This is a genomic window from Paraglaciecola sp., assembly GCF_039964565.1.
GTDB lineage: Bacteria > Pseudomonadota > Gammaproteobacteria > Enterobacterales > Alteromonadaceae > Paraglaciecola.
This window is the reverse complement of sequence record NZ_JBDVXF010000032.1, coordinates 113,589-125,803: the sequence shown is the minus strand read 5'-3', so window position 1 is coordinate 125,803 and position 12,215 is coordinate 113,589. Positions and strand designations below refer to the sequence as shown.

13 protein-coding genes are annotated in these 12,215 nt (G+C 40.9%); 4 read left to right on the top strand and 9 right to left on the bottom strand.

Going from position 1 to position 12,215, the window contains the following annotated elements; genetic code table 11:
* Nucleotides 1-45 precede the first annotated feature (45 nt).
* The 9 genes from ABJK37_RS15350 to ABJK37_RS15310 form a co-directional block, all read right to left on the bottom strand.
* Nucleotides 46-786: a glutathione peroxidase gene (locus ABJK37_RS15350; RefSeq protein WP_348355734.1), complete on the bottom strand. Its 741-nt coding sequence runs from the start codon at nt 784-786 to the stop codon at nt 46-48.
* Nucleotides 787-900: 114 nt separating this feature from the next.
* On the bottom strand, nt 901-1,140 hold the full coding sequence (gene yacG, locus ABJK37_RS15345) for a DNA gyrase inhibitor YacG (protein WP_348355731.1): 240 nt from the start codon (nt 1,138-1,140) through the stop codon (nt 901-903).
* A gap of 31 nt (nt 1,141-1,171) precedes the next feature.
* On the bottom strand, nt 1,172-1,924 hold the full coding sequence (gene zapD, locus ABJK37_RS15340) for a cell division protein ZapD (protein ID WP_348355728.1): 753 nt from the start codon (nt 1,922-1,924) through the stop codon (nt 1,172-1,174).
* Nucleotides 1,925-2,009: 85 nt separating this feature from the next.
* Nucleotides 2,010-2,636 carry a dephospho-CoA kinase gene (gene coaE, locus ABJK37_RS15335; RefSeq protein WP_348355725.1) on the bottom strand — a complete coding sequence of 209 codons (627 nt, stop codon included), beginning with the start codon at nt 2,634-2,636 and terminating at the stop codon, nt 2,010-2,012.
* Nucleotides 2,633-3,526: an A24 family peptidase gene (locus tag ABJK37_RS15330; protein WP_348355722.1), complete on the bottom strand. Its 894-nt coding sequence runs from the start codon at nt 3,524-3,526 to the stop codon at nt 2,633-2,635. The genes coaE and ABJK37_RS15330 overlap by 4 nt, the downstream gene beginning before the upstream one ends.
* Before the next feature lie 106 nt (nt 3,527-3,632).
* On the bottom strand, nt 3,633-4,841 hold the full coding sequence (locus ABJK37_RS15325) for a type II secretion system F family protein (protein WP_348355719.1): 1,209 nt from the start codon (nt 4,839-4,841) through the stop codon (nt 3,633-3,635).
* 92 nt (nt 4,842-4,933) lie between these two features.
* Nucleotides 4,934-5,362 carry a prepilin-type N-terminal cleavage/methylation domain-containing protein gene (locus tag ABJK37_RS15320; protein WP_348355715.1) on the bottom strand — a complete coding sequence of 143 codons (429 nt, stop codon included), beginning with the start codon at nt 5,360-5,362 and terminating at the stop codon, nt 4,934-4,936.
* A 197-nt stretch (nt 5,363-5,559) separates the two neighbouring features.
* Complete coding sequence (gene nadC, locus ABJK37_RS15315; protein ID WP_348355712.1) at nt 5,560-6,420, bottom strand: carboxylating nicotinate-nucleotide diphosphorylase; 861 nt, start codon at nt 6,418-6,420, stop codon at nt 5,560-5,562.
* 44 nt (nt 6,421-6,464) lie between these two features.
* Nucleotides 6,465-6,968 carry a TIGR02281 family clan AA aspartic protease gene (locus ABJK37_RS15310; protein ID WP_348355709.1) on the bottom strand — a complete coding sequence of 168 codons (504 nt, stop codon included), beginning with the start codon at nt 6,966-6,968 and terminating at the stop codon, nt 6,465-6,467.
* A gap of 88 nt (nt 6,969-7,056) precedes the next feature.
* On the opposite strand from ABJK37_RS15310, the gene ampD reads away from it, so the two are divergent.
* The 4 genes from ampD to aceE all read left to right on the top strand — a co-directional run bounded on the left by ampD (nt 7,057) and on the right by aceE (nt 12,198).
* Nucleotides 7,057-7,593: a 1,6-anhydro-N-acetylmuramyl-L-alanine amidase AmpD gene (ampD, locus tag ABJK37_RS15305; protein WP_348355706.1), complete on the top strand. Its 537-nt coding sequence runs from the start codon at nt 7,057-7,059 to the stop codon at nt 7,591-7,593.
* A 43-nt stretch (nt 7,594-7,636) separates the two neighbouring features.
* Nucleotides 7,637-8,461: a beta-lactamase regulator AmpE gene (gene ampE / locus ABJK37_RS15300; protein ID WP_348355703.1), complete on the top strand. Its 825-nt coding sequence runs from the start codon at nt 7,637-7,639 to the stop codon at nt 8,459-8,461.
* Nucleotides 8,462-8,655: 194 nt separating this feature from the next.
* Nucleotides 8,656-9,408 carry a GntR family transcriptional regulator gene (locus ABJK37_RS15295; protein WP_348355699.1) on the top strand — a complete coding sequence of 251 codons (753 nt, stop codon included), beginning with the start codon at nt 8,656-8,658 and terminating at the stop codon, nt 9,406-9,408.
* 105 nt (nt 9,409-9,513) lie between these two features.
* Nucleotides 9,514-12,198: a pyruvate dehydrogenase (acetyl-transferring), homodimeric type gene (gene aceE, locus ABJK37_RS15290; RefSeq protein ID WP_348355696.1), complete on the top strand. Its 2,685-nt coding sequence runs from the start codon at nt 9,514-9,516 to the stop codon at nt 12,196-12,198.
* The last annotated feature ends 17 nt before the right edge of the window (nt 12,199-12,215 follow it).

Genomic DNA, 12,215 nt, shown 5'->3' with positions numbered 1-12,215 from the left:
ACAAAAAATGGCGCACACTGGCGCCATTACTACACAAATTAAACCTTAAGCAAAATATGCTTCCAAGTCGTCGGAACCACCGATTAATTTGCCACCAATAAAGACTTGCGGCCAAGTTTCGTTTCCTGAAAGCGCTTTAAGTGATGTAAAAGACACTTCCCTACCCATCACTAATTCTTCGTACTCAAAACCTTTGGCATCCAATAATGTTTTTGCTTTAGCGCAGAACGGACACCCAGGCTTAGTTAAAATAGCTGTGGCTACTGAAGCCTTGGCTTCTGGGGCAATATAGGCCAGCATAGTATCAGCATCAGAGACTTCAAAAGGGTCGCCAGGTAAATCTGGTTCAATAAACATTTTGTCTACTACGCCGTCTTTAACCAACATAGAATAACGCCAGCTACGCTTACCAAAACCAATTTCAGACTTATCCACTAACAACCCCATACCACCAGTAAAATCACCATTTCCATCTGGAATAAGGGTCACATTATCTGACTCTTGGTCTTCAGCCCATGCATTCATTACAAATGTATCGTTGACAGACACACAAATGATGTCGTCTACACCATTGGCCTTGAAGGTCTTAGCCAGTTCATTGTATCGAGGCAAATGAGTGGATGAACAGGTTGGTGTGAATGCACCGGGTAAGGAGAACACAACCACTGTTTTACCTTTAAACAATTCATCTGTAGTGATTTTCACCCACTCATCATTAACACGCGCAGCAAAACTACATTGTGGAACCGCTTGTCCAGATTTATCTGCAAAATTTGGATTTGTCATATATGTCTCCTAAAAAGTTAAACAAGTAATAATTCGATAATAGGAAGATACGCGTTAAAGCTAATCTTTCAAAATTATTAATATTGATTAGGCTAATCTATTTTATAAATCAAACTACTCTTTAAAAAAGCCTTCAGACTGCTCACTTAACATGGCTTCGATATCTTCAATATCCAAGTCAGGTATTTTAATGGTTTCTTGATCTTTATTTGCGCCGCACGGAATAGACTTCATTTCATCCGCCCATTCACCTAAATCAACTAATTGACAGGTTTTACTGCAAAAAGGGCGAAAAAGACTGGTGGGAGCCCATTCCACTTGCTTTTGACAATTGGGGCAGTTAACGATAGTCATTGATATAATCTCGAATTGTAAAATGAGAGGTTTAGCAACAAGCCAACTTAAAGTCCACCTTGGACTCGACAGATGAACTGCCCTCCATAGTAGGAGTAAATAACGTAAAACGAATTGCATAGCGATATTTATTACCCGACAACATGGGATAATATCCTTGATCTGTAGAACTCAAGACTCGAATTAGCTCATTTTTATCTTCAGCGATGCCTTGATAAAACCCTTTTTCGGCTTCAACCGCACTAAATCGCCCTCTTTCACGTAAGAATGAAAGAGTAATTTCCATCGCTTGTTGAATTGGAGTCAGTTCTAGTAACCAGCTTTTAACGTCCCGTTGTTTATCTTCGCTAGGTTGTTGTAACCAGTAATGTAAATTAGGCAAATCAAAGCTACAGGTACCACCTGGAATCGAAAATCTCTGCCTAATTGAGGACAGAAATCGATCTTCTTTAAGCTCTGCGCCAACCTTTTTATTGCTTTTAAGGGACTCACGCAAACGTAAAATCTTTTGTAAAGCGAACTGCAAGGCTTCGTCGTCTATATTGGGGTGTTGCGACCAAATAACCAGATTTTTTTCGTGTGACTCAATGTCTTTGAGAACATCATTACGCAGATCAATACGTTCAGACAAATCGAGTAAAGTGAATAAACTGTCCAGAAAATTAATATATTGCCAATTTTCATCGGCTGTTTTCCCTTGCTCGAGCTGCTTAAATAACTGCTCAAGCCTAAGGTAAGTGCGTACCTTTTCATTGAGTGGAAATTCGTAAATTGCTTGAGACATGATCACCTATTTACCTTGATTAAACTGTAAAACGTACAGTGGATAAACATTGTAAAGAATTTTTAATCAAATCAATAGGCTAAAATTAATCTGTATTTAACTCACCATTTTTTTGATTGGCTAGTTTTAGATATTGTTGATGTAACTGCGACACTTTTTCAAGTAAATCCTCACGGTTGCCCGCGTTATCAATTACATCGTCAGCAACAGCCAAACGTTGCTGCCTAGTCGCTTGAGCAGCCATAATTGCCCGTATTTCTTGGTTATTGGTGTTATCTCGCAATACCGTTCTTTGAAGCTGAGTTTGCTCATCTACATCAACAATCGCTACCCTATCAACCCATTCGTAACTTTTATTCTCAACCAACAAAGGCACACTCAACAAGCAATATTTCGACTTGGCTTGCTTGATTTGCATCAACATTAATTCTCTAATCGCGGGGTGTAAAAGTTGGTTTAGCCAATTCTTAATTTCGATATCAGCAAAAACTAAAGTACGTAATTTAGTTCGATTGAGCTTTCCTGACTCATCAAGAACTGATACACCAAATTTAGCTATAATTGCTTTTAATGCTGGAGTGCCAGGTTCTACCACGTCTCTTGCAATCACGTCGGCATCAATTACCTCTACACCAAGCTTTGCAAATAGGTCCGTGACAGTCGTTTTCCCACTACCTATACCACCACTTATACCAACAACATAATCACTCATGGCAGTATCCACTGCCAATATTGTTCAACAACCCAATCACCATACAACAAAGTCAACCAACCAGCTGCTGCTAGATAAGGTCCAAATGGAATAGGTTGGCTTTTGTCCTTTCCTTGAACAGTGAGTAAAGTTACTCCCACAATTGCACCTACAAATGACGACAGCAACACAACTACAGGTAAATGCTGCCAGCCTACCCAGGCACCGATTGCCGCGAGGAGTTTGAAATCACCATACCCCATACCTTCTTTGCCTGTGAGTAATTTAAATCCCCAATACAGACTCCATAAACTTAAATAACCAACAGCCGCGCCAATCAGCGCATCTTGACTAGACACAAAAGGGCTTTCAATGCTTAACAATAAACCCAGCCACAGCAAAGACAGAGTTAATTGATCAGGCAGTAACATAGTGTCCAAGTCAATAAATGTCATAGCAATCAATAACCATGTGGCGACAACAGCGGCAAAGCCAGCTAAACCAAAGCCGAAATGCCAAGCGACCAAAGTCGATAACAAACCTGTCGCTAATTCAACTAAAGGGTAACGAATCGATATAGGGTTTTTACACCGACTACATTTCCCCCTTAGTAATAACCAACTTATGACAGGAATATTTTCCCAAGCTCTAATTTTGTGTTGGCATTTGGGACAAGTTGAGTCGGGTTTCACTAAGTTAAAAGGAGGCGCTGATGGTTGTGACGTGTTGCTTCCAGTCGCTTCGTGTGTAGCAGAATATTCTGCAATCTCTGCCTGCCAAGATCTTTCCATCATGACCGGCAAACGATAAATAACCACATTCAGAAAACTGCCTACCATCAAACTGACGATAAACACAAAGCCCATAAAAAAAGCTGGAGAGTCAGCCATCAATTGAAAAGTTGCTTGCATAAATTAGCTATTAAGACAGTAGTATAAAAATTTAGTGACAGTAGCTTGCCAGAATTTTAACTAGCAAGCCACGAGAGAGACCCAAAAACCTAAAAACTGAAATTGATTAGACCACATTACCCATTTCGAATATTGGCAAGTACATCGCAACAATTAATCCACCAATGACCACCCCCAGAACAGCCATAATCATCGGCTCTAGTAAACTCGTCAGACCGTCCACCATGTCATCTACCTCGGCTTCGTATATGGTTGCGACTTTACTTAGCATTTCATCAACAGCTCCGGCTTCTTCACCTATGGCAATCATTTGTACGACCATTTCAGGGAATACTGCAGTGGAACGCATGCCGACGTTCATAGGAATACCACCCGACACTTCTTTTTTCACAAATAAAATCGCATCTCGAAACACAGAGTTACCTGCAGCCCCTGCCGCTGAGTCTAGCGCGCCCATTAGAGGCACACCTGCAGCAAAGGTCGTCGCTAAGGTTCGTGTAAATCGAGCAACAGAAGCCTTTTTAAGTATCTCGCCTATCACTGGAATTTTTAGGGTTTTAGCATCTACCCAATCCCGCAATTTCAAAGACTTCTTATGAGCTCTAGCGAATAACGCACCAGCAGCAATCACCACTCCACCTATTATCAACCCGTAATCTTGCATCCCTCGAGAGATACCTAATACAAACTGGGTAAATGCGGGAAGCTCAGCTCCAAAGCTAGAGAATATTTCTTCAAATTGAGGAACAACAAATATCAATAGAATAGTGGTTACGATAAACGCCACAACGATTACAGCTATAGGGTAAAACATGGCTTTCTTGATTTTTGATTTAAGGGCTTCGGATTTTTCTTTATAGATTGCAATCCTATCATAGATAGTTTCTAAGGCACCGGACTGCTCACCTGTTTCAACCAAATCGCAATACAAGTCATCAAAATAATCCGGATATTTACGTAAGGTCGATGAAAGGGGATTTCCCGCACTAACACTCGCTCCTATCTCACCTAATAGCGCACGCATCTTTTTATTAGCATGACCGGAAGCAATCATATCAATAGTTTGAATTAAGCTAACTCCAGCACTGAGCATAGTCGCGATTTGTCTAGATAATAAAGCGATATCAACTGGTTTAATTTTTTCTCCACCGCCGAACATAGGTTTAGCAAGTTTTTTAACCCTTTTGGCCGAAATACCTTGTCTACGCAGCTGATTTTTTGCCTCAACAATAGACATGGCCGAAATTTCGCCTTTAACAATTTGACCTCGACGATTAGAGCCGTTATAAACGAAAATTGTAGGAGAAGAAGCCATAAAGATACCTTTATTAACGGTAGATAAACTCAATCAAAAAAGCCCAGACAACTCTGGGCTTTAAAATATTTCAAACTATTATTAAACGATGACTAACAAAGGTTTTTAGTAACACAACCACCAGTTTTAGTCCAAATTACAGCACCATTTGTAGGTACGCCTGTAAGGATATATGTATCTGCAGCCAAAATACCGTTTACCGCAGCTGGTGTAGCAGTAATGATGTATCCTGAAGCATCTCCAGTGATTGCTACTGAAGTTACTGCAGCACTTTCTGCTGCCCCAGTAGTTGGAACGCCGGTACAATCAGCAGGAACGCCAGTTTGCACGCAGATTTCCACACCAGTCTTAACCCCAGACGTTGCGTTAACTACTTCTGAGAAACGCGCTTTTTGCGTATAAGTTTGATAAGCTGGCAAAGCAATCGCTGCCAAAATACCGATAATAGCCACTACAATCATCAATTCGATTAAAGTGAAGCCGCCTTGTTTTTTTGCATTTTTCATTTGAGTCATGTTCATGGTTTTATCTCCAACACGTTTTGTGTAAATTTAAGTTTTAAAGGTTTTGCCGGTTGCCGAATTAGGGCGTTGTTTTTGAATTCCTGTTCAGTATAGATCGAGTTATGTATCTGACAAGTATGTAGATATATACCCAAGTCTTAACCATTCAATCTTACATTCAAAAGACATCTACCATTCTATTGCCACCATTCCTATCAAAGCTTAGTGGTGGTTATTTCTATTACTCTTAAAGACAAATCTATTGCTTGAACATGCTTGGTAAGGGCGCCTGACGAAATAAAGTCTACACCTAGACCTGATAATTTTTTTAATTCTTCAATCGTAATGTTACCTGAAACTTCTAGTTTGCATTGACCTTGGTTGAGGGTCACCGCCTGCTTTAACATGTCCAAACTAAAATTGTCTAGCATCACAATGTCGGCCTTTGCAGCAATTGCTTGAAGTAATTCTTGAATATTCTCAACTTCAACTTCCACGGGTAAGTGCGGGTAATGCTGCCTTGCCTTTTCCACCGCTGCTTGTATCGAACCACAGGCTAAAATATGGTTCTCTTTTATAAGATAGGCATCAAAAAGACCAATTCGATGATTAGTGCCACCACCACAAGTTACCGCATACTTCTGTGCTAGTCGCATTCCGGGCAACGTTTTACGAGTATCCAATAACTGAGTATTAGTACCCTCAAGTTCCTTTACGCACTTAGCGACAATAGTGGCAGTAGCTGACAATGTTTGTAAGAAGTTTAATGCGGTGCGCTCTGCCGTCAGTATATGTCGGGCATTGCCAATCACGCGTACTATAGGTTGATTAGCGTGTAACCTATCTCCGTCATTGGCAAACCACTGTAACTGTATCGCTTTATTAAGTTGCGCAAAGGTTTCTGTCACCCAAGCGGCTCCTGCTAACACACACTCTTCGCGAGTGATAATATCGGCAATAATATTTTGATTGGACGGGATCAAATTCGCGGTAATGTCGCCTTCGTCAGCGGATAAGCCATTTAAATCTTCCGATAGTGCAATTGCAACTGCTGATTTAATATCAATATCTAGCATAATTTCTCTTATAACAGTGGTACGTAAGGCTAAGTTGATCTTATTTACAAATTTCTTAAAATGAGCCATTCACCTTTTTGGGTGAATTCTAGTTGTTTTAGGGCACTCATTCCCAGCAGTATTTCATTATCTTTGAACCCTGGATTTAAGTTAGCCCTCACATCGTGCAATTGTATATCACCAATTGACAATCGTTGAATATTGGTTTGAGCCACTTGAACACGTCCATTAGCGGTTTGCACCCAAGAGATTCTGCCTTTTTGCAAATTAAGTTGTTCAGCTAAATGCATAGGTACCGACACATGGGTAGCGCCAGTGTCTAATAGAAACACCACCGGTTGACCATTTATGGCGCCGCCACTGACATAATGCCCCGCCCGGTTTTGTTTAAGGCGTACCTCTTGCACACCTTGGCTAAATGAGGAAATGGGTTCGGCATTCGGATTAAACTGTTTGGCAAGTTGATCATCAAACAACAAAGTTAATAAGCCTAAACCAATAACCCAAGCAACTATTAACATGCCCTTTCCCATTTTACTTTGCTGCATTGCTTAATCTACTCTCTAAAAAATTGTCAGCTTTCACTGATTCACTTTGTTATGATAACAATAACAGGCCTTTTATACCGCTAATACCTTGATTAAGAACGCCATTTTATCTGAAGCTGAATATTGCCCAACTACACATTGGGACGAGCGCCCCGAACAAACTAGTGTTTCGCTTTTAGTGGTACACAATATTTCATTGCCACCCAATCAATTTGGTGGTGATTATATCAAGTACTTTTTTACTGGCTGTTTAGATCCTAAAATACATCCCTACTTTGCCCGTATTTATCAAATGCGTGTATCAGCCCACTGTTTAATCAAGCGTGATGGACATATTTTGCAATTTGTGCCGTTTAATAAAAGGGCTTGGCATGCCGGTGTCTCAAGTTTTCAAGGAGTAAAAAAGTGCAATGATTATTCCATCGGTATTGAACTTGAAGGCGCTGACCATATTCCCTATACCCAAGAGCAATATCAAAGCTTGGGTATCGTCGCTAAACAATTGATGCACATTTATCCTGCGATTACGTTAGGAAGAGTGGTTGGCCATAATGATATTGCCCCAGGGAGAAAAACCGATCCGGGTATAGCTTTTGACTGGCCTCGTTTTCGGCAGATGGTATGATTCATCAGGTCAATCTAATTAAGACAAAATAAGAGAAAAAATCATGACATTAATCAGCTTGCTGCTGGTACTACTCGTTGAGCGCGTCACTACTAAGTCCCAATATTGGCAAGGGGGATTTTATGCAGACAAATATATACAACTTGTGGAGCCTAAAGGTTGGTTTGAATCGTCCTCCAAATCTTGGATATTAGCGCTGGTTATTTTGCTGCCTGTTTTGATTGTATATTTGATTGTCCAAGAATTTGCAGGCGGGCTTGTAGAGTTAGTCATTAGTACAGCTATATTGATGGTGTGTGTAGGTTGCCCTAACATCCGCGCTACCTATAAATGTTTTTTACAAGCAGCAAACCGTGGTGATTTACAGGCTTGTAGCATGTATGAAGACCAAATCAGCGGTGATGACAAAACAACTCATTCTTTTGGCCTCAACTTAGTTTGGCAAAATTACCGGCACTACACAGCCGTTATTTTATGGTTTGCGGCATGTGGTGCCGCAGGTGCAGTTTTTTATGTTTTGGTCAGAGAAATGGACGCTAAGTTAGCGTCTAATAATGAGCAAATAAGTAGTCAAATAAAACGTTTACTTAGCATTAGTGATTGGATACCAGTGCGCATAACTGCACTAGGCTTTTTATTAGTGGGTCATTTTTCTCGAGCATTCCCAACTTGGCTTGGCTACCTTCCCGATCCTTCCATTGAAGCTAAAACACTTTTAATGCAGGTCTCTAAACGGGCCGAAGAAATCGAACCAGACGATAATGACTGCACCGAAGAACCCTGTACCTTAGTGCGCTTAGCTAAAAGAAACGTAATGTTTTTGTTAGTAATTATCGCATTGCTCACTCTATCAGGTTGGATCAACTAAAGGTCTGACCACCACCTCAATTTTTTATCTTGTTGTTTTTTATAAACTTTTCAATATTCCCCCGCATTTCATTAGCCTTTCATAAAATTAATATTTACCCCACGGCAAATGTCTACTAAGCTATTGCGGTTAAATGGTATAACCAATTTACCAAATAGTGTTTTTATTGCCTTTATCTTCTATGGAATTATTGAATGCGCAGAGTGCAATCTAGAAAATTATCTGACGATATTATGGAGCAATTAGAATCCATGATTTTAGACGGTAGATTGTTAGCAGGACAAAAATTGCAGTCAGAGCGTACCTTAGCCGAACAATTCGCGGTTTCTAGACCCTCAGTAAGGGAAGCGATCCAAAAACTTGAAGCCAAAAATTTGGTGGAACGTAAACAAGGTGGAGGCACCTTTGTTAAGCCTCGTCTCAACGAATTAATTACCGAGCCTCTTTTATTACTGTTGTCCGACAAACCAGAAATGCAATTCGATTTACTTGAATTTCGTCATGCCCTTGAAGGTATGGCTGCTTATTACGCGGCATTGCGGGGGCAACCAGCAGATTATAAGGCACTGGAAAATGCATTGGACGCATTACCAACAGGATCAAATTCTGCAGATAAAAGCCAGGAGGCAACAGCCTTAGTGAATTTTTATCTGACGATGGCCAATGCGGCACACAACATGGTTTTACAGCACGTGATGCGAAGTCTACAGTCTATGTTGCAGGATAATATCCAGCGCAACCTAGAGGTGTTAGCTAAACATGCAGATGTAGAACAAAACATAAATCGCCAAAGGCGCAATATAGTTCAAGCGATTTTAGCCAGAGATCCTGAAGAGGCTCGCAAGGCTAGTAACGAACATTTGGCCTATATTGAAGACACTTTACTCAACATTAATAGACAAGACATGCGTATGCAAAGAGCGTTACGCAGAATTGAAGTAAATTAACGATTTCACTGTATGTGTTACGGCACATTCGAATATGAAATGAATAACAACTTATTGATTATTAATAAGTTCCTTTATTAACAAACTATAAAATAGGAAAGCACCATGGCTGATATGATGCATCCGGATGTGGATCCACAAGAAACGCAAGAATGGTTAGACTCTTTAGAAACAGTGTTTGAAGAAGAAGGTGCAGAACGTGCGCATTTCCTTTTAGAGGCTCTAATTGACAAAGCTCGTCGTAGTGGAGCGCATTTACCTTATGATGCCACTACAGCGTACATCAATACCATTCCGGTAGCACAAGAGCCTACTATGCCTGGTGACCAAACGATTGAAGCGCGTATTCGTGGTGCGATTCGTTGGAATGCCTTGATGATTGTATTGCGAGCCTCCAAAAAGGACTTAGAGCTAGGTGGTCATATTGGTAGTTTTGCTTCGTCCGCCATGTTATATGACGTTGGCTTTAATCACTTCTTTAAAGCTCCGAATGAAAAAAACAGCGGAGACTTTATTTTTTCTCAAGGACATATTTCCCCTGGAATTTATGCACGCTCTTTTGTTGAAGGCAATTTATCCGAAGAACGTTTGAATAACTTCCGTCAAGAATGTGATGGCGAAGGTTTATCCTCATATCCTCATCCACATTTAATGAAAGACTATTGGCAATTTCCTACCGTATCTATGGGATTGGGACCACTGCAAGCCATCTATACCGCACGTTTCCTAAAATATCTCACCAACCGTGGCATAAAAGACTGTTCTGGCCAACAAGTCTATTGTTTCATGGGTGACGGTGAATGTGATGAGCCAGAATCATTAGGTGCGATTGGTTTAGCCTCTCGTGAAGGCCTAGATAACTTAACTTTTGTCATTAACTGTAATTTACAACGCTTAGATGGCCCGGTTCGTGGTAACGGCAAAATCATTCAAGAACTTGAAGGTACGTTCCGTGGTGCAGGTTGGGAAGTGGTCAAAGTTATTTGGGGAAGTTACTGGGATGCACTTATTGCCCGTGATAAATCCGGTAAACTTTTACAATTAATGAGCGAAACAGTAGACGGTGAATACCAAAACTGTAAAGCCAAAGGTGGCAAATACACCCGAGAAAACTTCTTTAACAAATATCCTGAAACAGCGGCATTGGTCGCCAATATGTCTGATGAAGATATTTTCCGCCTAAACCGTGGTGGGCATGACCCAGTGAAAGTGTTTGCTGCTTACCAAAAAGCGATGGATACCAAAGATCGCCCAACAGTAATTTTAGCCAAAACAATCAAAGGTTTCGGGCTAGGCGCATCAGGCGAAGCATTAAACATTGCTCACAACGTTAAAAAGATGGATGTGGATTCAATTAAGAAATTCCGTGACCGCTTTAATATTCCCGTAGCTGACGAAGCAATTGTAGACTTACCTTACTTCAAATTCGCTGAAGACAGTGAAGAATATAAATATATGAAGGCACGTCGTGAAGCGCTTGGTGGCTCGTTGCCGCAGCGTCGTGTGCAAGCAGAAGAACAGCTTGAAATGCCTGAATTAAAAGCTTTTGATGCTATTTTAAAAGGTTCGGGCGATCGTGAAGTGTCTTCTACTATGACCTTTGTACGTGTGCTAAATGTCTTGTTGAAAGATAAAAAAATGGGTAAACGTGTCGTCCCTATTATTCCTGATGAAGCCCGTACTTTTGGTATGGAAGGCTTGTTCAGACAAGTAGGTATTTATGCCAACGAAGGTCAAAAATACATCCCACAAGATGCAGACCAAGTCGCTTATTATCGTGAAGATAAGAAAGGGCAGGTTTTACAAGAAGGCATTAACGAGCTAGGTGCGATGGCGTCTTGGGTGGCTTCTGGTACGTCTTACTCAACTTGTAATGCCACGACTATACCTTTTTATATCTACTACTCTATGTTTGGTTTCCAACGTGTAGGAGATTTAGCTTGGGCTGCGGGTGATAGCCAAGCTCGAGGCTTCTTGTTAGGTGCAACGGCTGGCCGTACAACGCTAAATGGTGAAGGTTTACAACACCAAGATGGACATTCACATGTTCAAGCTAACTTAATTCCTAATTGTGTTACTTACGACCCGACTTATGGGTACGAAGTAGCCGTAATCGTTCAAGACGGTTTACGCCGCATGTACGGCGAAAACGAAAATGTTTTCTATTACCTAACCCTAATGAACGAAAACTACCAACACCCAGCAATGCCTGAAGGTGATGACGTAGCTGCAGATATCATTAAAGGTATTTACAAGTTAGAGCGTGTTGAAGCCCAAGGTAAAGGCAAGTCAAAGTCTAATGTTCAGTTAATGGGGTCAGGTACTATCCTAAACGAAGTACGTAAAGCCGCTCAAATATTGAGCGCTGATTACAACGTATCTTCTGATGTTTACTCTGTAACTTCATTCAATGAATTAGCACGTGAAGGTCAAGACGTAGTTCGTTGGAACATGCTTAATCCAGAAGCAGAGCCTCTTACCGCTCACATTGGTCAGGTTATTACTAAAGACGCGGGTCCAGCGATTGCTGCAACTGACTACGTTAAAGGTTATTCAGATCAAATACGTGCATTTATAGAAACTGAGTATCGCTGTTTAGGTACCGACGGTTTCGGACGCAGTGATAGCCGTGATAACTTACGTACACACTTTGAAGTGAATGCAGCTTATGTCGTTGTCGCTTCATTGTACGAATTATCAAAACGTGGCGAAGTAGAGAAGCGTGTTGTGACCGAGGCAATTAAACGTTTCGATATCAATACAGATAAACTTAATCCACTTTACGCCTAATAGCGGCTAGATAAGGA